General features: G+C 67.0%; 21 protein-coding genes. 2 read left to right on the top strand and 19 right to left on the bottom strand.

The annotated features are described in order from the left end of the window. Window positions 1-37: 37 nt before the first annotated feature. From ACVMK0_RS03200 to sbcB, 12 genes are all read right to left on the bottom strand, one after another. Window positions 38-1,615 (bottom strand): Rne/Rng family ribonuclease, encoded by a 1,578-nt coding sequence (locus tag ACVMK0_RS03200; protein WP_476464276.1) that lies wholly within the window; start codon window positions 1,613-1,615, stop codon window positions 38-40. A gap of 93 nt (window positions 1,616-1,708) precedes the next feature. Next, the gene (locus ACVMK0_RS03195; RefSeq protein ID WP_476464275.1) at window positions 1,709-2,338 is read right to left on the bottom strand and encodes a Maf family protein; all 630 of its coding nucleotides are present in this window, start codon (window positions 2,336-2,338) and stop codon (window positions 1,709-1,711) included. A 6-nt stretch (window positions 2,339-2,344) separates the two neighbouring features. Then, window positions 2,345-2,812, bottom strand: a complete 468-nt coding sequence (gene rlmH / locus ACVMK0_RS03190; protein ID WP_476464274.1) for a 23S rRNA (pseudouridine(1915)-N(3))-methyltransferase RlmH — start codon at window positions 2,810-2,812, stop codon at window positions 2,345-2,347. Beyond that, a complete protein-coding gene (rsfS, locus tag ACVMK0_RS03185) occupies window positions 2,809-3,480 on the bottom strand; it encodes a ribosome silencing factor (protein ID WP_476464273.1) in 672 nt (223 codons plus the stop codon). The genes rlmH and rsfS overlap by 4 nt, the downstream gene beginning before the upstream one ends. Continuing rightward, entirely contained in the window at window positions 3,481-4,272 is a 792-nt protein-coding gene (gene nadD, locus ACVMK0_RS03180; RefSeq protein ID WP_476464272.1) for a nicotinate (nicotinamide) nucleotide adenylyltransferase, read from the bottom strand. Continuing rightward, the gene (gene hemF, locus ACVMK0_RS03175; RefSeq protein ID WP_250961145.1) at window positions 4,269-5,189 is read right to left on the bottom strand and encodes an oxygen-dependent coproporphyrinogen oxidase; all 921 of its coding nucleotides are present in this window, start codon (window positions 5,187-5,189) and stop codon (window positions 4,269-4,271) included. Before hemF ends, nadD begins: the two co-directional genes overlap by 4 nt. Continuing rightward, the gene (gene purD, locus ACVMK0_RS03170) at window positions 5,186-6,478 is read right to left on the bottom strand and encodes a phosphoribosylamine--glycine ligase (protein WP_250961144.1); all 1,293 of its coding nucleotides are present in this window, start codon (window positions 6,476-6,478) and stop codon (window positions 5,186-5,188) included. Before purD ends, hemF begins: the two co-directional genes overlap by 4 nt. Next, window positions 6,475-7,203: a YebC/PmpR family DNA-binding transcriptional regulator gene (locus ACVMK0_RS03165; RefSeq protein ID WP_045534935.1), complete on the bottom strand. Its 729-nt coding sequence runs from the start codon at window positions 7,201-7,203 to the stop codon at window positions 6,475-6,477. Before ACVMK0_RS03165 ends, purD begins: the two co-directional genes overlap by 4 nt. 164 nt (window positions 7,204-7,367) lie before the next feature. Then, a complete protein-coding gene (locus ACVMK0_RS03160) occupies window positions 7,368-7,697 on the bottom strand; it encodes an AzlD domain-containing protein (RefSeq protein WP_476464271.1) in 330 nt (109 codons plus the stop codon). Next, the gene (locus ACVMK0_RS03155) at window positions 7,694-8,377 is read right to left on the bottom strand and encodes an AzlC family ABC transporter permease (RefSeq protein WP_045531114.1); all 684 of its coding nucleotides are present in this window, start codon (window positions 8,375-8,377) and stop codon (window positions 7,694-7,696) included. The genes ACVMK0_RS03160 and ACVMK0_RS03155 overlap by 4 nt, the downstream gene beginning before the upstream one ends. A 12-nt stretch (window positions 8,378-8,389) precedes the next feature. Further along, the gene (locus tag ACVMK0_RS03150; protein WP_476464270.1) at window positions 8,390-10,423 is read right to left on the bottom strand and encodes a helix-turn-helix domain-containing protein; all 2,034 of its coding nucleotides are present in this window, start codon (window positions 10,421-10,423) and stop codon (window positions 8,390-8,392) included. Window positions 10,424-10,513: 90 nt separating this feature from the next. Further along, on the bottom strand, window positions 10,514-12,007 hold the full coding sequence (gene sbcB, locus ACVMK0_RS03145) for an exodeoxyribonuclease I (protein WP_476464269.1): 1,494 nt from the start codon (window positions 12,005-12,007) through the stop codon (window positions 10,514-10,516). 171 nt (window positions 12,008-12,178) lie between these two features. On the opposite strand from sbcB, the gene ACVMK0_RS03140 reads away from it, so the two are divergent. Continuing rightward, complete coding sequence (locus ACVMK0_RS03140; protein ID WP_476464268.1) at window positions 12,179-13,150, top strand: WD40 repeat domain-containing protein; 972 nt, start codon at window positions 12,179-12,181, stop codon at window positions 13,148-13,150. 43 nt (window positions 13,151-13,193) lie between these two features. Here the strand turns inward: ACVMK0_RS03140 and clpA are convergent, their stop codons facing one another. From clpA to icd, 3 genes are all read right to left on the bottom strand, one after another. Then, a complete protein-coding gene (gene clpA / locus ACVMK0_RS03135) occupies window positions 13,194-15,542 on the bottom strand; it encodes an ATP-dependent Clp protease ATP-binding subunit ClpA (RefSeq protein WP_045534924.1) in 2,349 nt (782 codons plus the stop codon). Window positions 15,543-15,620: 78 nt separating this feature from the next. Beyond that, entirely contained in the window at window positions 15,621-15,959 is a 339-nt protein-coding gene (gene clpS, locus ACVMK0_RS03130) for an ATP-dependent Clp protease adapter ClpS (protein WP_045534922.1), read from the bottom strand. A gap of 91 nt (window positions 15,960-16,050) precedes the next feature. Further along, window positions 16,051-17,304, bottom strand: a complete 1,254-nt coding sequence (gene icd / locus ACVMK0_RS03125) for an NADP-dependent isocitrate dehydrogenase (protein ID WP_476464267.1) — start codon at window positions 17,302-17,304, stop codon at window positions 16,051-16,053. A 126-nt stretch (window positions 17,305-17,430) separates the two neighbouring features. Between icd and ACVMK0_RS03120 the strand changes: the two genes are divergently transcribed. Next, complete coding sequence (locus tag ACVMK0_RS03120; protein ID WP_476464266.1) at window positions 17,431-17,964, top strand: DUF192 domain-containing protein; 534 nt, start codon at window positions 17,431-17,433, stop codon at window positions 17,962-17,964. Between the two features lie 60 nt (window positions 17,965-18,024). On the opposite strand, the gene ACVMK0_RS03115 is transcribed toward ACVMK0_RS03120, so the two are convergent. From ACVMK0_RS03115 to ACVMK0_RS03100, 4 genes are read right to left on the bottom strand one after another with little or no spacing between them, the layout of a single operon-like run. Beyond that, entirely contained in the window at window positions 18,025-19,233 is a 1,209-nt protein-coding gene (locus ACVMK0_RS03115; protein WP_476464265.1) for an ABC transporter permease, read from the bottom strand. Between the two features lie 3 nt (window positions 19,234-19,236). Further along, complete coding sequence (locus ACVMK0_RS03110) at window positions 19,237-20,001, bottom strand: ABC transporter ATP-binding protein (RefSeq protein WP_476464264.1); 765 nt, start codon at window positions 19,999-20,001, stop codon at window positions 19,237-19,239. Beyond that, window positions 19,998-21,377 (bottom strand): efflux RND transporter periplasmic adaptor subunit, encoded by a 1,380-nt coding sequence (locus ACVMK0_RS03105; RefSeq protein WP_476464263.1) that lies wholly within the window; start codon window positions 21,375-21,377, stop codon window positions 19,998-20,000. Before ACVMK0_RS03105 ends, ACVMK0_RS03110 begins: the two co-directional genes overlap by 4 nt. Continuing rightward, entirely contained in the window at window positions 21,364-22,806 is a 1,443-nt protein-coding gene (locus ACVMK0_RS03100; RefSeq protein WP_476464262.1) for an efflux transporter outer membrane subunit, read from the bottom strand. The genes ACVMK0_RS03105 and ACVMK0_RS03100 overlap by 14 nt, the downstream gene beginning before the upstream one ends.

Raw genomic sequence — 22,806 nt, 5'->3', positions numbered from 1 at the left:
GTTGGAATGAAGCCCGGCCGGGCGCCACCCAAAGGCGCTACAACAGCACGATATCGTACTGGTCGGGGCGCAGCGCGGCCTCGCTTTGCAGCGAAATCGGCTTGCCGATGAACTCGCTCAAGCCCGCTAGGTGCGCGCTTTCTTCGTCGAGCAAGAGCTCGATCACCGGCGCCGCCGCGACGATGCGAAACTCGCGCGGACTGAAGGCGCGCGCCTCGCGCAAAATTTCGCGCAGGATGTCGTAGCAGACGCTGCGTGCGGTTTTGACGCGCCCGCTGCCGCCGCAAGTCGGGCAGCTTTCGCTCAGCATCTGCGCCAGCGACTCGCGGTTGCGCTTGCGCGTCATCTCGAGCAGCCCGAGCTGCGAAAACGCGCCGGTGCTGGTCTTGACGCGGTCGCGCGCCAGTTGCTTGCGCAGCTCGGCCAACACCGCCTCGCGGTGCGCCTCGCGCAGCATGTCGATGAAATCGACGATCACGATCCCGCCTAGGTTGCGCAGCCGCAACTGGCGCGCAATCGCTTGCGTCGCCTCGAGGTTGGTGCGAAAAACGGTGTCGTCGAAGTTGCGCGCCCCGACAAAACCGCCGGTGTTGACGTCGATCGTGGTCAGCGCCTCGGTCTGGTCGATCACCAGGTAGCCGCCCGATTTGAGCTCGACCCGGCGCCCGAGCGCGCGCGCGATTTCTTCGTCGATCTGGTACAGATCAAAAATCGGGCGCTCGCCGCGGTAGTGGCCGATGCGCTCGAGCATGGCGGGCATGTAGGCGCGGGCAAACTGCTGCAACTGGGCAAACTGCTCCAACGAATCGACTTGGATCGATTGCGTCTCGGCGCTGGCGAGGTCGCGCAGCACGCGCTGCAACAGGCTCAAATCCTGCTGCAACAGGCTGGGGGCGGGCAAGCGCGCCGCCGCCGCCTTGATGTGGGCCCAGATTTTGCGCAGGTAGGCCACGTCTTCGGCCAGTTCCTCGTCGCTGGCGTCTTCGGCGTTGGTGCGCAGAATGAAGCCGCCGCCCTCGCCCGCCGTGAGCGCTTGCAGGCGCTGGCGCAGAGCCTCGCGCTGCGCGGGCGGGATTTTTTGCGACACACCCAGATGCTGATCCTGCGGCAAAAACACCAGCTGGCGGCCGGCGATGCTGATCTGCGCCGTCAGGCGCGCGCCCTTGGAGCCGATCGGGTCTTTGAGCACCTGCACCAGCAGCGCCTGGCCCTCGAACAGCTGGCGCTCGATGGGCAAGGCGCCGCTGGCCTCGGTGGGCGCTGCGGCTTGCTCTGCGGCCTCTGGTGTGCCTAGCGTGGCTGGTGTGGCCTCCGCGGTTGGCACCGCTGGCGCGGCAGCAGCAGCTGGCGCGGCCGGGCGCTCTTTGCCCAGATGGCGGGCGCTGATGTTGGGCAGCAGGTCGGCCACGTGCAAAAAAGCGGCGCGCTCAAGCCCGATGTCGATGAAGGCCGACTGCATGCCTGGCAGCACGCGCGCCACCTTGCCCAGATAGACGTTGCCCACCAGGCCGCGTTCGAGGGCGCGCTCGATGTGCACCTCTTGCACCGCGCCGTGCTCGACCACCGCCACCCGCGTCTCTTGCGGCGACCAGTTGATGAGGATGTCTTGGGTCATGGGGCCTTGGGGGAAATGGTGGGAGGGGGTTGGATGGCTGGGGATTGGCAGGGCTGGCAACAGTTTAGTGCCGCTGCAGAGGCTGGCGGCGGCCTAGGGCAGCGCCAGACCGGCGGCGCGCAGCAGTTGCGCCGTCTCAAAGGCTGGCAGGCCGACGATGCCGCTGTGGCTGCCGCTGATGCGCCGAATCCACTGGCTGGCGCGGCCTTGGATGGCGTAGGCCCCGGCCTTGCCCAGCGGCTCGCCGCTGGCGACGTAGCGCCCGATCTCGGCTGCGCTCCAAGGCGCGAACTCGACCGTGGAGCGGCTCAGTCCCTGCCAGACTTGGCCTTGGTGCGCCAGCGCCACGGCGGTGAGCACCCGGTGGCGCTGCCCGGCTAGGCGCTGCAGCATCTGCGCGGCCTCGGCAGCGTCGGCGGGTTTGCCCAAGATCTCGCGCCCAAGGGCGACCGTGGTGTCGGCGCACAACACCGGCCCCGGCGGCCAGCACCGGTGCTGCAGCCGCTGCAGCGCCGCTTGCAGCTTGAGCCGGGTCACGCGCTGCACGTAGCGCGCCGGTGCCTCGTGCGGTTGCACGGCCTCTAGGGCCTCGAGGGCGTGCAGTTCTGCTTCGGTGTCGGGCAGCAGCAGCTCGGCGCGCCAGCCCCATTGCGCCAGGAGCTCGCGCCGGCGCGGGCTTTGCGAAGCCAGATACAGCCAGGGGGCGGCAGCGTGGTCGGGCATCGGCGTTTACTCGCGGTGGTAGGGGTGCCCGGCGTTAAGCGACCAGGCCCGGTACAGTTGTTCGATCAGCAGCACCCGCGCCAGCGCGTGCGGCAGGGTGAAATCGGACAGGCGCAGGCTTTGGTGCGCAGCGGCCTTCAAAGCCGGGTCTAGCCCATCTGGGCCGCCCATGAGCAGCGCCACGTCGGTGCCCTGCTGCTGCCACTGCTGCCACTGGCGCGCCAGCGCGACGGTGGTGAAGGCGCTGCCGCGCTCGTCGAGCAGCACCAGCCGCACCCCTTTGGGCAGCGCCGCTTCGATGCGTGTGCGCTCGGCCGCCAGCAGCTGCTCGACCGCCTTGTGGCCGCGTGGCTCGGCCTTGACCGTGCGCAGCTCGAAGCGCGCCTCGGGCGGCAGCCGCTTGGCAAAATCGTCGCAGGCGGCTTGCGCCCAATCGGGCAGGCGCTGCCCGACGGCGACGAGCACCAGCTTCATGCCTTGGGCTGGGCGGGCTTGCGCGGCTTGGCCGCTTTGGCAGGCTTGGCGGCAGCCGCATCGCTCGCGCTGGGCTTGGCTTTGGACTTATCGGTGGCTTTGGGCTTGGCGGGCTTGGCCTTCGGGGCCTTTGAGGCCTTGGAATCCGCCATGGCAGCGGGTCGGGCCGCCGGCGCCGGGGCGCCAAACTTTAGGCGCACCGGCTTGCTGCCCCAGATTTCTTCCAGCCGGTAGTACTGGCGGATGCTGGGCTGCATCACGTGCACCACCACCGCGCCGCAGTCCACGACGATCCACTCGCCGTTTTCTTCGCCTTCCACGCGCGGCTTGTCAAAGCCGGCCTCACGCACGGCGTCGCAGACGCTGGCCGCCAGCGCCTTGGTCTGCCGGTTGGAGGTGCCGCTGGCCACGATCACGCGCTCGAACAGCGCCGACAACGCCTCGGTGTTGAACACCCGGATGTCTTGCGCCTTCACGTCCTCTAGGCCATCGACGGCGGCGCGCTGCAGCTTTTGGGTGGTGCGCTTGGCCGCGGTCTCGCTTTGCGGGCTGGCGGCCGGGGCGCCCAAGGCGGCCGGGTTGGGGGAAGCGGCTGCAGCCGCCAAGGGGCCGAGGCTTTTGGGGCCAGTGGGCTGGGGGCTGGGTGCGCTGCGGGTTGGGCTGCTCATTTATGGCTGTAGGTAAAGGTGATGATCAGAAATATACCGCGCCACGGCGGCCGGCACCAGCAGCTCGAGCGCGGGTGCCGCCTGGTGGGGCGGGTGCAAGGGGCCGGGGGGGGCCTGGTCTGTGGTGCAGGTGGATTCGCCCTGGTCGCCCTGGTCGCCCTGGTCGCCTTGGCCGCCCTTGCCGCCTTGGCCACTTGGGGAAGCGCCAGCGCCACTCAAGCCACCCGTGCCCCCCGAGCGCTGCACGCGCGCGCGCACCGCCGTGGCGCTGATCGGGTGCAACGGCATGTGCAGGCGCTCGAACGGCAGATCGACGCCGCTCAGGTCGGGCTCGGCCACCGGCCCGTCGGCCACCCTGCCGTCGGCGTGCAGGGGCCGATTGGCCACCGCCAGCGTGGCGTGGCGCAGCACCTCCTGCCAGCGCTGCCAGCTCTGGAAAGCGAGCAGCTGGTCGGCCCCCAGCACCAGAAACAGCTGCGCCCCCGGGTGTTCGGCGGCCAGCTCCTGCAAGGTGTCGGCGGTGTAGCTGGGGCCGGGGCGGCGGGTTTCGCGCGCGTCGATGTGCACGCGCTCTAGCCCATCAAAGGCCAGCCTGCACATCGCCAGCCGGTGCGGCGCGGGCGTGAGTGCGCGGCTTTTGTGCCAGGCGTGGCCAGTGGGCAAAATCAGCAGCGCGTCGAGCGCCAGTTGCGCCAGCGCCGTCTCGGCCAGCGCCCGGTGCGCCCAGTGCGGCGGATCGAAGGCGCCGCCAAACACGCCGATGCGCTGCGCGGCCGCGGGGGTGGCGCTCACAGCCAGTCTCGCCGCGGCAAAAACTCGCTCGTCAGCCGGTGTTCGGGCGTGCCCTCCGCCGGTTGTTCCTGGTAAGCCCAGCGCACCAGCGGCGGCATCGAGAGCAAAATGGATTCGCTGCGCCCGCCCGATTGCAGGCCAAAGTGGGTGCCCCGGTCCCACACCAGGTTGAATTCGACGTAGCGGCCGCGCCGGTAGAGCTGAAACTGGCGCTCGCGCTCGCCGTAGGGCGTGTCGCGGCGCCGCTGCACCAGCGGCAGGTAGGCGTGCAAAAAGGCGTCGCCCACCGCTTGGGTGAGCGCCTGCCCGCCCTCGAAGCCGAGTTCGGACAGGTCGTCGTAGAAGATGCCGCCGATGCCGCGCGCTTCGTTGCGGTGCTTGAGAAAAAAATAATCGTCGCACCAGGCTTTGAAGCGCGGGTATTTGTCGGCGCCAAAGGGGGCCAAGGCGGCGGAGCAGGTGCGGTGAAAGTGCTGCGCGTCTTCCTCGAAACCGTAATAGGGCGTGAGGTCCATGCCGCCGCCAAACCAGCTCACCGGCGCGCCGCCACCCGGGGTGAGTGCGGTGATCTGGCGCACGTTCATGTGCACCGTGGGCACGTAGGGGTTGCGCGGATGAAACACCAGCGAGACCCCGAGCGCCTCGAACGGCGCCCCAGCCAGCTCGGGCCGGTGCTGGGTGGCCGAAGGCGGCAGGCGTGGGCCCTGCACGTGCGAAAAACCGCAACCGGCGCGCTCGAACACCGCGCCGCCCTCCAGAATCTGCGTCACGCCATTGCCTTGCAAGGGCTCACCGGGGGCCTTTTCCCAAGCGTCGGAGACAAAGCTCTGGCCGTCGATCTCGGTGATGGCCGAGGTGATGCGCTGCTGCAAGCCCAGCAGGTAGTCGCGCATGGCGGCCGTGGGCGCGCCACTCATGCGGGCAAGGCCCTAAAGCCGATGTCGTGTCGGTATTGCATGCCAGGGTAGTGTACGCCCTGCACCAGTTGGTAGGCGCGGCGTTGCGCTTGCGCCACGTCGGCGCCAAGGGCGGTGGCGCACAGCACGCGCCCGCCGGTGGTATAGAGCTGGCCGTCGCGCTGCACGGTACCGGCGTGAAACAGCACGGCATCTGGGCTATCAGGGGCGGTGAGTGCGATGGCGTCGCCCGTGCGCGGCTGCTGGGGGTAGCCGTGCGCGGCCAGCACCACGCCCAGCGCCACGCGCTCATCCCATTGCAGCTCGATCTCGTGCAGGCGCTGCTCGGTGGCCGCCAGCAACACCGCGGCCAGATCGCTTTGCAGGCGCAGCAGGATCGGTTGCGTTTCGGGGTCGCCCAAGCGGCAGTTGAACTCGAGCGTGCGCACGCTGCCGTCGGGGCCGATCATCAGCCCGGCGTAGAGGAAGCCGGTGTAGGGAATGCCGTCGGCGGCCATGCCGCGCAGCGTCGGCAAAATCACCTCGTCGAGCGCGCGCTGGTGCACCTCGGGCGTGACCACCGGGGCCGGCGAATAGGCCCCCATGCCGCCGGTGTTGGGGCCTTGGTCGGCGTCGAGCAGGCGCTTGTGGTCTTGGCTGCTGGCCAGCGCCAGCGCTTGCACGCCGTCGCAGAGCACGATGAAGCTGGCTTCTTCGCCCTGCAAAAAGGCTTCGATCACCACCCGCGCCCCGCCGGCGTTGTGGGCCAGCCCCGGCGCTTGGCCTTGCAGCATGAAATCGATGGCGGCGTGCGCCTCGGCCAGCGTTTGCGCCACCACCACGCCCTTGCCAGCGGCCAAGCCATCGGCCTTGACCACGATCGGCGCGCCCATTTGCTCCACGTAGGCGTGGGCGGCGGGTGCTTCGGCAAAGACTTGGTAGGCCGCTGTCGGGATGCCGTGGCGCTGCATGAAGGCCTTGGAAAAGGCCTTGGAGCTCTCGAGCTGTGCCGCCGCCTGCGTGGGGCCAAAGATGCGCAAGCCCTGGGCGCGAAAGACATCGACGATGCCCGCCGCCAGCGGCCCCTCGGGGCCGACCACGGTCAGGGCGATGCCCTGCTGCTGCGCCCAGCGCGCGAGCTCGGTCGGGTCGCTGATCGGCACGTTTTGCAGCGCTGGGTCGAGCGCGGTGCCGCCGTTGCCCGGCGCCACATAAACCTGCGCCACGCGCGGCGACTGCTTGAGCTTCCAGGCCAGCGCGTGTTCGCGCCCGCCACCGCCGACCACCAGCACCTTGAGTTCTGCGTTCATGGGTTGAGTTCTGCGTTGTGATAGACGTTTTGCACGTCGTCGAGGTCTTCTAGGGCGTCGAGCAGTTTTTGCATGCGCAGCGCCTCGTCGCCGCTCAAGGCCACCGGGTTGTCGGCGCGCAGCGTCACTTCGGCCAGCTCGGGGCGCAGGCCCGCGCCTTGCAGCGCCTGCTGCACGGCCTCGAAATCGGCCACCGCCGTGAGCACCTCGAAGGCGCCGTCGTCGCTGCCGAGCACGTCTTCGGCCCCGGCTTCCAGCGCCACCTCGAACAGCCGCTCTTCGGGCACGCCGGGGGCGAAGATGAACTGACCGCAGTGCTTGAACTGGAACGCCACCGAGCCCTCGGTGCCCAGGTTGCCGCCGTGCTTGCTGAAGGCGTGGCGCACTTCGGCCACCGTGCGCACGCGGTTGTCGGTCATGGTTTCGACGATCACGGCCGCACCGGCGATGCCGTAGCCCTCGTAACGGATCTCCTCGTACTGCACGCCTTCGAGGTTGCCCGTGGCCTTGTCTATGTTGCGCTTGATGGTGTCGGCCGGCATATTGGCCGCCTTGGCCTTGTCGATCGCCAGCCGCAGGCGCGGGTTGGCCGCCGCGTCGCCGCCGCCGCCTTGACGCGCCGCCACCATGATTTCGCGGATCACGCGGGTCCAGACCCGGCCGCGTTTTTCATCCTGACGCCCCTTGCGGTGCTGGATGTTGGCCCATTTGGAATGCCCTGCCATGGGTGTCAGATGCCTCGCAGTTGGTTGATCGGTTCGCCACGCGTGCCCACGCACGTCGCTCAGGCGCAAGGGAAAAACCCTCGATTGTACTTCCCTGGGCCCAGCTGGCGCGCTGCACCGACGCCATGAGGCTTGGCAGCATGGCCATGCCTGAGCAGAGCAACTCAGAACAGATACATCGAAAGACCGTAAGCCAAGGCACCGAACAGAGTCGGCCAAGCGATCCCGCCCAGCCGCCACTTGGCAGCAAACACGGCCAATACACCGATCAGCGCTGGCAACCACGCGTTAAGTTGCCATTCCAACTCCAGCAACGATCCCAAAGCAAGCACCAGCATAGCGCAAATGGCTGCCGGACCGATGCCATTGAGTATCGACTTTACTCCCGTGGTCGGCGCCGACGCTGCGTTGCGCCAGACCAGCATCGGCAGCCAGCGCAATAAAAAAGTCACCAGTGCAGCCGCCAGCACCGTGAACGCTTCGATCAAAGTCATGACACCCCCCGTCGGTAACCCAGCGCAGCGCCCGCGACCATGCCCAGTAGCAGCGCCAGATAAGCCGGCATAAATGGCAGTGCCGCCGTCGTCGTGAGGGCCGCCCCCAAAAGCACCAGCCACCGGGTCTGCGCAGCAATTTCAAGCAACAAGGCCAAAAACAGCGCCGGCAATACAAATGACATGGCATCGCTCCAAAAAGCTGATTGCGCGCTCAGTTGCCGACCGAACATGGCGCCCAATGCCGTACCCAAGACCCAAATCGAGTAAGCCCCCACCTGCAATCCAACATACCAGCCTTCGCGATCGGCCAGCGGGATTTGCCCCAGCTTGCCAGAGGCGGTGGCAAACACTTCATCGGTGAGCCCAAAGGCCAGCAACGGTGTAGGCCAACTGGGCCGGCCAGACCCGAGTTTGGCCAACAGGGCGGGGCCGTAGAAAAGATGACGCACATTCATCAGCAACACGGTAACCACCACAGCCATCATACCGGTGCCAGTGGCCATCAAAGCAAGCATCACAAACTGGCTGGCACCGGCAAACACCAGCGCCGACAGCAACACCGCAGCAGCGGGCGAAAACCCAGCCTCGAGCGCAGCCAGGCCAAATGAAAAAGCAATCGGGAGATAAGCGGCACCAATCGAAAGACTGTCCGTCAAACCTTTGACTATCTGCTGCATGCCACCCCCCCGCTAGCGAAACATCGGTTTTCGAAGGGTAAACACATAGGTCCCACCGCCCCATTCATCCGATCCACTGGTCGCAAATATTCTGCGCTTGCGCACCAGTTCTAGGCCGGCCAGAGCAGCCAATTCGACGAAGCGTCGCGGGTGTGTTTTGCGCTCGACTTCGTAATCAAAACCAGCCACCATAGCTTGCAATTCCAACCAGAAAAAATTGATATAAGCGTCTATCTGACTCCCATCAAACTGACCCAATCCGGCATGCTTGATTTGCGCAAAAATCTCCCGGCAGCGGTTAATGGCTGCCACTGCGTGACCCGACTCGATATCAACGAGCGCCAAAGCAAGTGCCTGGCGCAAGGCAAAATACGCCCCCCCGGCTCGACCCAGGTCTGTGAATTCCTGACATTTTTCGATCCAAGCCATGGCCCACAGGATGTAGGCAGCGTGGTGCTGGAGTAAAGCCAGACTGCGCGCTTGCGCCGAGTCAAACTCAGGGATGAATTCGTCGGCCACGATCAATAGCCCACCTGGCTGCAGCAGCCGCACAGCCTGTTGCAACATAAAGGCAGTGTTAAAATGGTGCGAGGCACCGGTTGACGTAATCAACGGCGTTGCGTTGTCTTTGCTGTCAAACTCGAGGAATCCGGTCTGCTGCGCCCGCACGGCCTCTAGCCCACAGATATTGCGCTGCAGACAAATAAAAGCCATGGGATCGGGCTCTAACGCGACAAAGTGCAGGTCGGGCAACAATTCATGCAGCATCAGAATGGGCGCTCCGGGGCCCGATCCGACATCGATCACCTCATTCAAGCCCAAATCTGGTGCGTACCGTTGAATATCTTCTGCGACTGCAACGGCTTGCCTAGCATAAGCCGGATGGATTAATTCGAATGCATCATAGCCAGCCACGTCTATTCTTTCGGAAAAAGATGTGGATTCATTGCCAGCATGAACCTGGTCAACTATTTTCGCCACCCGCTCGAGCCGTCCTGGAAGCACCAGCGCACCGCGCTGCAACAGCACTTCAGCAGCCAACGGCCCCAGTATCCATGAACGGCCTGCTGCTGCAGCTCTGGCATCCGTCAACTGAGCCATCGTCAACTTCAAACCGGGCCACTGAGCCTGACAGGACAGGGTACGTGCTGACCTCAGGGTCGCCGTCACCGAGCAAGAAGACACTGGTTCGGCAGCCCAATCTGCAGCCGTGAAGCGCAACGGCAACAACACCAGAAACGGGCCTTGCTGATCGGCATCAGCAAAACAGAATAACGGCCAACAAAAAGTGGGGTCGCGCAGCACCGGCAAACGCGTGCAAAGTTCGCTGACCGCTGCCTGCGCTGCCTGCCCGCAGGCGAAAAACCGGATCGCACGCGCGCCCACTCCGTTTGACACTTCGATCAGGAGGCGGTCCACGAGCGAACGCAATCCATCCCATCCCTTGTCTGTTGTCGGCCATGGGACGTGTATTTCGGCTTGATCGCCCAGGCCATGCCCGCTGGGGTACTCGATCAACACCATGGCTTTGGTCTGCGCCTCAACCGCTCTGTACACATGCGGCACGTCGGCTGCAAACTCGTGGGTTTGACCGGCCCGAACAAGGGCCGGGCTTTGCACGGGGCCCACCAGCAAGGCACCGCCAAGCACCGTCACACGCTCCCTTACTCCCTTGGGATGCGGTGCCGACTCTTGTAAACTGCCCAACTTTAGTTCTACGCAGTACAACTCCAACCTTGGGGCCGACTCACTTTGTTCAATAAATCGAACAGCAACCCCATCAGCTTCGAACTCGGTTGTGGACGCAAAACCTGTCGCACCCACCGTTCCAAGCAACTCCCCAAATGAAACCTCAAGGGCATTGGCGATAGCCCACAGCGTGGCCACTGTAGGATTGCCTGCTGCTGACTCAAGGCCAGAAAGAGTGGACTTGGCAACGCCTGAGCGCTCCGCCAAACCGGTCAAGGTCAAGCCCCGGCGCTCCCTGGCTGCGCGCAAGTTGCGTGCCAAATCCGAGTTGTCCGTGTTGTCCGTGTTGCTTGCCATGGTGCAGTTCCATATAATGAACTGCTATAGTTTATATAGAACACCGCCTCGCGTCAAGCTCTGTGCATCACTGATCCATTTTCATGCCAACTACGCCACGCCTTCGGCTAGGCCAAGCGCGTAGTCGTGCAGCTCGCCCAAAATGGCTTCGGCGCGTTCGTCGCCGCGCTCGCCGGCCTGCTCGGCCAGCTCGTCGATGCGCGCCATCTGCCGCTCCAGCGTCAGCGCCCCGCCTAGGCCATGCAGCAGCCGCGCCTGGCAGTGGGCGCGCCAGCGCGCTTGCTCGTCGGCACTGAGCAGATCGGGGAAACTGCGCGCCCGGTAGCGCCACACCAGCTCGCTCAAGCGCGGGTCCTCGAACTGGGTGTGCGTCCACGCCGGGTCGTCGGCTGGGCGCTGGCGCAACTCCAGCAGGCGCAGGCGGTCGGCGTCGCCCACGAAGCCGCCGTACAAATCCTGCTCAGGGTCGGACTGGGTGGCGCTGGCTTGCGCGGCCGTCTGCGCAGCCTGGGTGCCGCCGTTGCGCTCATAGACCGCGCTCCAGAGCGCGCTCAAATCGGGCAGCAGCGCGGCGCGCTCGGCGTGGCGCAGCCCTTGCTCCAGATCGATGCCCCAGCGCTGCGCCAGCTCGGGGCGCAGGGTTTTGAGGTTTCCCACCACCATGGGCGATTTGTTCAGGTGCACGCTCTTGAGCGGCAGGCGCTTGACCCCCGCAGGCAGCTCCTCTTGGCGCACAAAGAGCCGCGCGCGCACCTCGGCGGCGTTGAGCGTGGCCAACTCGGCGGGGTCGTGGGCCAAGTCCCAGGCCAGCAGTTCGTTGCGGTTGCTGGGGTGGCTGGCCAGCGGCCACATCAACCCTAGGCAGCCGCGCTCGGGCGGGAAAAACCCCGACACATGCAAAAAGGGCTGGGCCCGCTGCGGCGTGGTCGGCAGCCCCAGCTCGTGCGCCACCTGCTCTTTTTTGTGCAGGCCAAAGGCAAAATCGAACAAGCGCGGCTGGCGCTCGCGCAGCAGCCGCGCCAAGCCCAGCGTGGCGTGCACGTCCGACAGTGCATCGTGCGCCGCCCCGTGCTCGATGCCGTTGGCACGCGCTAGGTCTTCGAGCTTGAAGCTGGGCCGGCCGTCGGCCTTGAGCGGCCACTGCAAGCCCTCGGGGCGCAGGGCGTAGCACAGGCGCAGCACGTCGAGCAGATCCCAGCGGCCGCAGCCGTTTTTCCACTCGCGCGCGTAGGGGTCGAGCAGGTTGCGCCAGAGCATGAAGCGGGTGAATTCGTCGTCGAAGCGGATCGAGTTGAAGCCCACGCCCACGGTGCCGGGCTGCCCCAGCTCGGCCTCGATGCGCTGGGCGAACTCGTGCTCGGGCAGGCCGTGTTGCAGGCACTGCTGCGGCGTGATGCCGGTGATGAGGCAGCTCTCGGGGTCGGGCAGATAATCGGGCGCCGGGCGGCAATAAAACATCAGCGGCGCGCCGATGGGGTTGAGCTCGGCGTCGGTGCGCACGGCGCCAAACTGCGCCGGCCGGTCCAGCCGCGCCTTGGCGCCAAAGGTTTCGTAGTCGTGCCAGAGGAAGGTGTGTGGCTTCATGAGGTGCTGCCCAAGCGGCAGGCTGCGCTTTGCGCCACAGCCCGATGCGTTATGCTGGCAAGATTATGCTGCACCCTGCCCCTCGCCGCTGCCCTCTGCCCTGACATGAAACCCCCATTGCACCCTGCTGCCCCGGAGCAGCCCCCGCGAGCGAACCCCAACCGCAGGCAGATGCTGCGCGGCGCATTGGCCAGCGTGGGCGCATTGGGCAGCCTGGCGCTGAGCGGCTGCGCCGAACCGCCGGCCGAAACCGTGGCGCTGGGCTACGGCGGCGGCGTGCTGTCGATGCGCCTGAGCCCCAACGGCGAGCAGGCCTTGGTTGGATCGGTGCAGCAAGGCGCCGGGCTGTGGAACTGGCGCACCCAGCAGCGCTTGGCTAACCTGAGCCACGCCGAGCAAGAGCGGGCGCAGGTGTTTGCCAGCGCCTTTGCCCCCGACGGCACGCGCGGCGTAACGGCCGAGCGCAACAACCTGGTGCATTGGGATTTGGCCACGGGCCGCGTGCTTGGGCACTGGAGCGCACAGGCCAGCGTGCGCAGTGTGGCGCTCTCCAACCAAGGCCGGCGCATACTGGCTGGTCTGAACTCGCGCGAAGCTTGGCTGTTCGACGGCCTCAACGTGCGCCTGCCGGTGATCATTCCGCACGCCGAGGCGGTGCGCGCGGTGGACATCAGCGCCGACGCGGCCTTGGGCGCCACCGGCGCCGACGACGGCATGTTGCGCGCCTGGGACTTGGAGCGGGGTGCGGCCTTCATCACCTGGAAGTTCGAGGCCCCGGTGACCACCGCCGTGTTCTCGCCCGACCGGCGGCTGCTGTTTGCAGGCCCGGCGCACGGCCAAGGGCGGATCTGGGACTTGGCCCAGGGCACGGTCCTGCACCCGAGTTTGGGCGGGGTGCGCGGGGGTTTTAGCCAAGCGCGGTTTTCGGCCGACGGCGCGCTGCTGCTCACCGCCGCCGCCAACGGCCAGATCACCCTGTGGACGGTGGCCAGCGGGCAGGCGCGGCAGAGTTGGCAACTGCCGCGCTCGCTCACCGACCGCACCGAGCGCTTGGGCGTGCTCGACATCGGCTTCGATGCGCAAACGCGACTAGCGCTGGTCGCCGTGACCAGCGGCCAAGTGCTGGTCTGGCGGCTGGGCTAAAACCCAGAGCACCAGCCCTCAGCCCTCAGCCCTGCATCGGTCTTCAGTCGGCCGTGGCCTCTTCGGGCTCGGCCGGTTCGGCGCGGGCTTGGCGGTCTTTTTTGCTCAACGGCTGAATGTCGAGCTTGACTTCGGGCTTGTCTGGGTTGCTGGTGTCGATGTCCACCTCGAGCCGCCCGCCATCGGTCAGGCGGCCAAACAGCAGCTCGTCGGCCAGCGAGCGCCGGATGGTGTCTTGGATCAGGCGCTGCATCGGGCGCGCGCCCATCAGCGGGTCAAAGCCTTTGACGGCCAAGTGCTTGCGCAAGGCGTCGCTGAAGCTGACCTCGACCTTTTTCTCGGCCAGCTGCTGCTCGAGTTGCAGCAGGAATTTATCCACCACGCGCATGATGACCAGTTCATCGAGCGCCTTGAAGCCCACGATGGCGTCGAGCCGGTTGCGAAACTCGGGTGTGAACAGTCGCTTGATGTCGGCCATTTCGTCGCCGGCCTGGCGCACGTTGGTGAAACCGATGGCCGCCTTGTTCATGGTCTCGGCGCCGGCGTTGGTGGTCATGATCAGGATCACGTTGCGAAAATCCGCCTTGCGCCCGTTGTTGTCGGTCAGAGAGCCGTGGTCCATCACCTGCAGCAGCACGTTGAAAATGTCGGGGTGCGCTTTTTCGATCTCGTCGAGCAGCAGCACGCAGTGCGGTTTCTTGGTGATGGCCTCGGTGAGCAGGCCGCCTTGGTCAAAGCCCACGTAGCCGGGCGGCGCGCCGATCAGGCGGCTCACCGCGTGGCGCTCCATGTATTCGGACATATCAAAGCGCGCCAGCTCGATGCCCAAGATGAAGGCCAGTTGCTTGGCGGCCTCGGTCTTGCCGACGCCGGTGGGGCCGCTGAACAAAAAGGCGCCGATCGGCTTGTCGGGCTTGCCCAGCCCCGAGCGCGCCATTTTCACGCTGGCCGCCAGCAGTTCGAGCGCCTTATCTTGCCCGAACACCACCGCCTTGAGGTCGCGCTCTAGGGTTTGCAGCTTGCTGCGGTCGTCGCTGCTGACGCTGGCGGGCGGAATGCGCGCGATCTTGGCAACGATTTCTTCGACCTCGGCCTTGCCGATGGTTTTCTTGCGCTTGGACGGGGTGAGGATGCGCTGCGCCGCGCCGGCCTCGTCGATGACGTCGATGGCTTTGTCGGGCAGGTGGCGGTCGTTGATGTACTTGGCCGACAGCTCGGCCGCCGCCTGCAACGCCGCCGCCGCATACTTAACGCTGTGGTGTTCCTCGAAGCGGCTTTTGAGGCCCTTGAGGATGTCGATGGTCTGCGCCACCGTGGGCTCGACCACGTCGATTTTCTGGAAGCGGCGGCTGAGCGCGGCGTCTTTCTCGAAAATGCCGCGGTACTCGGTGAAGGTGGTGGCGCCGATGCACTTGAGCACGCCGCTCGAGAGCGCCGGCTTGAGCAGGTTGGAGGCGTCGAGCGTGCCGCCCGAAGCCGCGCCGGCCCCGATCAGGGTGTGGATCTCGTCGATGAACAAAATCGCGTTGGGCTTGTCTTTGAGCGACTTGAGCACGCCCTTGAGGCGCTGCTCGAAATCGCCGCGGTACTTGGTGCCCGCCAGCAACGAACCCATGTCGAGCGCATAGACGGTGGCTTCGGCCAGCACCTCGGGCACCTCTTTTTGCACGATGCGCCAAGCCAAGCCCTCGGCGATCGCTGTTTTGCCCACGCCGGCCTCACCCACCAGCAGCGGGTTGTTTTTGCGCCGGCGGCACAAAATCTGGATCACGCGCTCGACCTCGTAGTCGCGGCCGATGAGCGGGTCGATCTTGCCGTCGCGCGCCAGCACGTTGAGGTTTTGCGTGAACTGCTCGAGCGGCGAGGCCTTTTCGGGGGCTTTGCTCTCGCCGCTGGCTTCCTCGTTGTCGGCGGCGCCACCGCCCTCAGAGGGCTTGGCGGGCTCGGGCGGGTCGCTCTTTTTGATGCCGTGGGCGATGTAGTTGACCACATCGAGCCGGCTCACGCCCTGCTGGTGCAGGTAGTAAACGGCGTGCGAGTCTTTCTCGCCAAAAATGGCCACCAGCACGTTGGCGCCGGTGACTTCTTTCTTGCCGTTGCCGGTGCTCTGCACGTGCATGATGGCGCGCTGGATCACGCGCTGGAAGCCCAACGTGGGCTGGGTGTCCACCTCGTCGGCCCCGGCCACTTGGGGCGTGTTGTCTTTGATGAAGTGCGACAAGGACTTGCGCAACTCATCAATTTTGGCCGAACAGGCGCGCAGCACGTCGGCGGCGCTGGGGTTGTCGAGCAGGGCCAACAGCAGGTGCTCGACGGTGATGAATTCGTGGCGTTGCTGGCGCGCTTCCACGAAGGCCATGTGCAAGCTGACTTCGAGTTCCTGGGCGATCATGGTGCGTTTCCTTCAGTCTAGCCTGTAATTTACTGCGATTTGCGGCATCTGTGCGCAGCAATTGGGGCAAATCCGCCCTTATTCAATGGGTTCACTCACACATTGCAGCGGATGGCCGTGGTGCGCCGCGGCTTGCAGCACCTGTTCGACCTTGGTCTGGGCCACGTCGCGCGTGAACACGCCGCACACCCCCCGCCCTTCGAGGTGGATTTTGAGCATGATCTGCGTCGCGTGCTCGCGGTCTTTGTTGAAAAACTCCTGCAACACCTGCACCACGAACTCCATCGGCGTGAAGTCGTCGTTGAGCAGCAGCACCTGGTGCAGCTTGGGCGGGCGCACGCGCTGGCGGCGGCGCTCCAACACCGCCACCGGGTCGCCGGTGGGCAGTTGCGGGCTCAGATCGGGTTGCTTGGGCATGGGGCCGATTTTAGCGAGCGCGCGGCGCAAATAAAAAACCCCCGCACCCTCACGGGTCGGGGGGAGAGTTGCCAGCCTGCGGGCCCGCAGATTACATGTGCTCGATCATCACTTGGCCAAAGCCCGAGCAGCTCACCTGCTCGGCGCCTTGCATCAGGCGCGCGAAGTCGTAGGTCACGCGCTTGGACTGGATGGCTTTTTCCATCGAGCTGATGATCAGGTCGGCGGCCTCGGTCCAGCCCATGTGGCGCAGCATCATCTCGGCCGAGAGGATTTCGGAGCCCGGGTTGACGTAGTCTTTGCCGGCGTACTTGGGCGCGGTGCCGTGCGTGGCCTCGAAGCAGGCCACCGAATCGCTCAGGTTGGCGCCGGGCGCGATGCCGATGCCGCCCACTTGGGCCGCGAGCGCATCCGAGATGTAGTCGCCGTTGAGGTTGAGCGTGGCGATGACCGAGTACTCAGCCGGACGCAGCAAAATCTGCTGTAAAAAGGCGTCGGCGATGCTGTCTTTGATGACGATGTCGCGCCCGGTTTTGGGGTTTTTGAACTTGCACCACGGGCCGCCATCGACCAGTTGCGCGCCAAACTCGCGCTGCGCCAAGCCGTAGCTCCAGTCGCGGAAACCGCCTTCGGTGTACTTCATGATGTTGCCCTTGTGCACGATGGTCACGCTGGGCTTGTCGTTGTCGATCGCGTACTGGATGGCCTTGCGCATCAGGCGCTCGGTGCCTTCTTGGCTCACCGGTTTGATGCCGATGCCGGAGCTCTCAGGGAAGCGGATTTTGGTCACGCCCAGCTCGTCTTGCAGGAACTTGATGAGTTTTTGCGCCTTGGCCGAACGCGCCTCGTACTCGATGCCGGCGTAGATGTCTTCCGAGTTCTCGCGGAAGATCACCATGTCGATTTTTTCGGGCTCTTTGACCGGCGAGGGCACGCCCTTGAAGTACTGCACCGGGCGCAGGCAGACGTAGAGGTCGAGCTCTTGGCGCAGCGCCACGTTGAGGCTGCGGATGCCGCCGCCCACGGGCGTGGTCAGCGGGCCCTTGATCGAGACCACGTAGTGCTTGAGCGCGTGCAGGGTTTCTTCGGGCAGCCAGACGTCGGGGCCATAGACTTGGGTCGATTTCTCGCCGGCATAGACTTCCATCCAGTGGATTTGGCGCTGGCCGGCGTAGGCTTTGGCCACGGCGGCGTCCACCACCTTGAGCATCACCGGGGTGATGTCGTAGCCGGTGCCGTCGCCTTCGATGTAGGGGATGATGACCTGGTCGGGGACGTTGAGCGAGTAGTCGGCGTTGACCGTGATGGGCTGACCCTGGGCGGGCACCTGGATGTGTTGGTACATGAAGCGATGACTCCGGGATGGGAAAAAAACAGGCGACGACTGGGTTGCTAAGCCCCGGGTGCGTGCCCTCTAAGGAAATAGTTGGCAAAATTGTAGCAACGAACCCTGCACCGACCTGACACGCCCATGAATGTCCGCAAATATCTTTGTTTTGCCGCCCGGCCCGCGCTGCGCCCGGGCGCCCTGTGGGCGACGCTGGCGCTGCTGGCCAGCGTTCTGCTGCCTGTTGCCCCTGCCAAGGCCGGTCAGCCGCAGCTCGATCTGCCGCGCGTGCAGCTGCAAGCCGGCCTGCACCTGATCACGGCGCAGGTGGCGCGCACGCCCGAGCAGCTCAGCCTGGGCCTGATGTGGCGCCGCACCATGCCCGCCAACGAAGGCATGTGGTTTGTGTTCGACGCTCCCGCCACCCAGTGCTTTTGGATGAAAAACACCTTCCTGCCCTTAACGGCGGCCTTTGTGGCCGACGACGGCCGCATCGTCAACTTGGCCGACATGGAGCCGCTGTCGCAGCGCTCGCATTGCTCGGCCGAGCCGGTGCGCTACGTGCTCGAGATGCACCGGGGCTGGTTTGCCGAACGCGGCATCGGCGCTGGCATGCGGCTGCGCGGCGGCCCGTTTGTAGATGCGCCCTCAATCGCGCCCTCGACCGCGCCACGCTAGCGCTCAACCCGCAGCCCACGGCGCCTGTGCCCGGGCAAGCGGCTGGCCGCTTAAGCGCGGCTACTCATGCCGCAAGGCTTCGATCGGATTCAGCCGGGCTGCGCGCCGCGCCGGAAAGAAGCCAAACAGCACCCCGATGGCCGCCGAAAAGGCAAAGGCGAAGGCGTTGATGCCGGGGTCGAACACGAACGGCACGCCCATGAGCGCGGCCAAGCCCACGCTGGCCCCCAGCGCCAGCGCCATGCCGATCAGCCCGCCGATGGCCGCCAGCACCACCGCCTCGATCAAAAACTGCAACAGCACCTCGCGCTCGCGCGCGCCGATGGCCAGGCGCAGCCCGATCTCACGCGTGCGCTCGGTCACGCTCACCAGCATGATGTTCATGATGCCGATGCCCCCCACCACCAGGCTGACTGCCGCCACCGCGCCCAGCAGCAGCGTCATGATGCGCGTGGTGCCCGAGAGCGCTTCGGCCAGTTGCCGGGTGTCGAGCACGTTGAAGTTGTCTTCGTCGGTAGGGCCTAGGTGGCGGCGCTCGCGCAGCAGCTGCACGATGCCGGCGCGCACCACGGCGGCGTCCATGCCGTCGAGCATCGATACCTGCAAAATGCCGATGCGGGTGTGGCCCACGATGCGGCGCTGAAAGGTGTTGAGCGGCATATAGACCAAGTCGTCTTGGTCCTGCCCAAAGGCGCCCTGCCCCTTGGGCGCCAGCACCCCGACCACGGTGCACGGCATCTGGCGCACGCGCAGCAGCGCGCCCACGGCTGGGCTGGGGCCAAAGAGCTCGCGCCGCACGGTCTCGCCGATCAGGCACACCGCCGCCCCGGCGACCTGCTCCTCGTCGGTGAAAGGCCGGCCGTCGGCAAGGCGCCAGTTGCCGGTGAGCAGCCAGTCGTTGCTGCTGCCGATCACCGTCGTGCCCCAGTTGCGCCCGCTGGCCACCACGGTGGACCCAGTGCGTGCTTCGGGGGCGGTGGCCAGCACGCCCGGCACCTGCTCAAAAATGGCTTGCGCGTCGGCGGCCACAAAGGCCGGGGCTGCGCCGGGGCCGCCGCCGGGCCCCATGCGCTGGCCCGGCCGCACCTGCAGCAAGTTGGTGCCCAAGCCCTGGATCTGGGTCTGAATCGCCAGCGTGGCGCCGTTGCCGACGGTGACCATGGTGATCACCGCCGCGACCCCGATCACGATGCCGAGCATGGTCAGGAACGAGCGCAGCAGGTTGCGCCGGATCGAGCGCAGCGCCAGCAGCAAGGCGTTGATATACATGGCTCAGGCCTCCGCAGGGTGCAGCACCGCGCTGGCTGCCGGCGCTGGCATGGCTGCTGCTGGTGCCAAGCCCGCCGGGGGGCTCAGGCTGTCGCTGGCCAGCAAGCCATCGACAAAGCGCACCTGGCGGCTGGCGTAGGCGGCGATGTCGGGCTCGTGCGTGACCATGAGCACGGTCAGGCCGCGGCTGCGGTTCAGGCCTTGGATCAGCTCCATGATCTCGTGCCCGCGTTGGCTGTCGAGGTTGCCGGTGGGTTCGTCGGCCAGCAGCACCTGGGGTTCGGTGACGATGGCGCGCGCGATCGCCACCCGCTGCTGCTGCCCACCGGAGAGCTCGGCCGGGGTGTGGCGCTCCCATGGCCCCAGGCCCACGGCCTCGAGCGCGGCCCGGGCGGCGGCGTGGCGCTGGCGCGCCGGCAGGCCGCGGTAGATCAGTGGCAGCTCGACGTTTTCCAGCGCCGTGGTGCGCGCCAGCAAATAAAAGCCTTGGAACACGAAGCCAAAATACTGGCGCCGCAGCAGCGCCAGCGCGTCGCGCTCGAGGCCCTGCAGCGGCACGCCGCGAAAGCGGTACTCGCCGCTGGTGGGCCGGTCGAGGCAACCCAGCAGGTTCATGGCGGTCGATTTGCCGCTGCCGCTGGGCCCCATGATGGCCACGAACTGCCCGGCGGCAATCTCCAAGTCCACGCCCTTGAGCGCGGCAAAGGCGGTGGCGCCGTGGCCATAGACCTTGGTCACGCCGCGCAGCTGGATCAGGGGCGCAGTCACGGCGCCTGCCCCGCCCGGCGCTGCTCGACGATCACGGCCAGCCCCTCGACCACGCCCTCACCCGAGACTTCGGTGTGGCGCCCGTCGCTGATGCCGGTGCTCACCTGCAGCGCCACCGGCTGCCCGTCTTGCAGCACCCAGAGCTGGCGCAAGCCCGGGCGCGGGTCCATGCGCGCCACCCGCGGCGGCTGCTGCGGCAGGCGCGGCAACAGGCTGGCCAACACGCCGCCGCCAGCGGGTGCGGTGGTGGCAGCGGTGGGCATGAAGCGCAGCGCGGCGTTGGGCACGCGCAACACGCCTTGGCGCTCGACCGCGACGATGCTGGCGGTGGCCGTCATGCCGGGGCGCAGGCTCAAATCGGCGTTGTCCACCCGAATGGTGGTGCTGTAGGTGACCACGTTGTCGGTGCGCGTGGCGCCAAAAGCCACCCGGCTGACGCTGCCAGCAAAGCGCCGCCCCGGTTGGCTGCTGACGGTGAAGCTGGCCGATTGGCCGGCACGCACCACGCCGATGTCGGCCTCATCGACGCTCACTTGCAGCTCGAGCTGGCGCAAATCTTGCGCCAGTTGCAGCAGGGTCACGGCCTGCAGCGACGCCGCCACCGCGTTGCCGGGATCGACCGAGCGCGCCAGCACCACGCCGTCGATCGGCGAGCGGATGGAAGCCTTGCTCAGGTTGGTCTCGTGGCTGGACAGGTTGGCCTGCGCCTGCTCGACCGCTGCCTGGGCGCTGTTGACGTTGGCGCGCATGCGCTCGAGCACGGCTTGGGTGCGCTCAAAGGCGGCGCGCGCGGTGTCGAGTTCGGCCGCCGAGGGCACTTTGCCGCCGGACAGGCGCGCCACCTCTTGCAGCCGCTGCAGCTGCGCTTGGGTCTCGCGCACGCTGGCCTCGGTTTCGCGCACGCTGGCTTGGGCTTGGGCCACTTGGGCTTGGGCAGCGAGCACGGCGGCGCGGCCGTGGCGCACCTGGTCTTGCAAGCGCTCGGTGTCGAGCTCGACCAGCACCTGCCCGCGGCGCACGGTGTCGTTGATATCGACGTGCACGGCGCGCACCGTGCCCGACAGTTCGCTGCCGATGTTGACCGCGCGCAGCGGCTGCAAGGTGCCATTGGCGGTCACGTTGAGCACCAGGTTGCCACGCGCCAGCGGCTCGGTGACGAACACCGGTGCCGCCTGGCGCTGCTGCGCGGCGCTCCAAAACCACAGCGCCAGCGCCACCAGGGCCAGCAACAGCAGGCCCAGCCAGAGCCAGCGCGACTGCCACCAGCGCCGCGCTTGGGGCAGGCCGAGCAGCAGTTGCTGGGCCGCTGGCGCCGGGTTGGGGGTGCGGGGCGTAGGCGGCACAGGGGGTGTGGGGGTGGTTTCAGGCGGGGTCATGGGGCTCGGGCAGTGCTGCTTGGGGTTTGTCGGCGCTCCAGCCGCCGCCCAGGGCTTTGTAGAGGCGCACGTGGTCGGCGCTCCAGGCGGCGCGGGCGGCCGACAGCTCGTACTGGGCGCTCAAGAGGTTTTGCCGCGTCTCGAGCCAGATGCGGTAGTCGATCAGACCGCTGGTCAGGCGCAGCAGGGCCAGCGCTTCGGTGGCGGCCGCAGCGTCGGCGGCCTGCTGCTCGTGCTGCAGGCGCTGGGCGCTGGCTTGCAGCGCCAGCAGGGCGTGCTCGACTTCGCGCAGCGCCGTCAGCACGGCCGCCTCGAGCTCGAGGCGCGACTGCTCCAGCGCCGCTTGTTGGGCTTGCAGCTGCGCCCGCGCCGCGCCGCCATCGAACAGGCTGGCGCTCAGGCTCAGCAGCAGGGTGCGGGTGAGCGCGGCCGGGTCGAACAAATCGCTCACCCGCGGGCTGCGCCAGTCGAGCGTGCCGACCAGGGCCAGCGTGGGCAGGCGCGCGGCGTCGGCCTGGGCCACGCGCGCCGCTGCTGAACTCAGGCGCTCTTGGGCCCGTTGCACATCCGGGCGCTGGCGCAGGGTGTCGGCCGGGATGGTGCGCGCCAGCTCCAGCCCGGGGCTGGGGATGGGGCCGGCGGCGGGCAGATCGAGCGCGCTTTGCGGGCTGCGCCCGGTGAGCAGCGCCAGCGCGGCCTCTGCCTGCCCCTGTGCGGCCTCGATCTCGGGCAGGGTGGCGCGCAGCTGCGCCAGGTTTAGGCGCGCTTGCTCGAGGTCTTGGCTCGACATCAGGCCAGCTTGCAAACGCCAGCCCACGATCTGCACAAACTCCTCTTGCAAGGCCAGGCGGCGCTGCGCCACCGCCCAACGCTGCTGCTGCAAGCGCCACTCGAAAAAGGTGAGCGCCACTTCGGCTGCCACGCTCACCTGCGCCTGCGCCACTTGGGCCGCCGCCGCGCGCGCCTCGGCCGCGGTGGCCGCACGGGCCTGCTGGCGCTGGCCAAACCAGTCCAGCTCCCAGCTGGCGTCGAGCCCGGCGCGCCAAGCGCTGGCCGCCGACGCCGATCCCACCTGGGCGCGCTGGCTGCTGGCCGTGGCCTGCACCTGCGGCCCCTGCGCAGCGGCGCTGACGGCATCGAGCGCACGCGCCTGCTGCAGCGCCGCCTGCGCGCTGCGCACGCTGGTGTGGGCCTGCAAGGCCTGCCCGATCAGGCGGCTCAGGTGCGGGTCGTCAAAGGCCAGCCACCACTGCGCCAGGTCGGTGGCTGGGGGGGCGGCGGCGGGAGACGCTGGCTTTGCAGCCGGGCTTGGCGCCGCGCCAGGTGTGACTTCGGCGCCAGCCTCAGGCCAGGGGCTGCGCCATTGGGGCGCCAGCGGCTGCGCCAGCACCGCGCTGGCCGCAGCTGCGGGTTCTGGGACGGCAGGCAA

It is taken from the genome of Serpentinimonas sp. SSL01 (assembly GCF_056323735.1).
The sequence above is the reverse complement of the archived record's forward strand: the minus strand, read 5'-3'. Positions and strand labels throughout refer to the sequence as shown.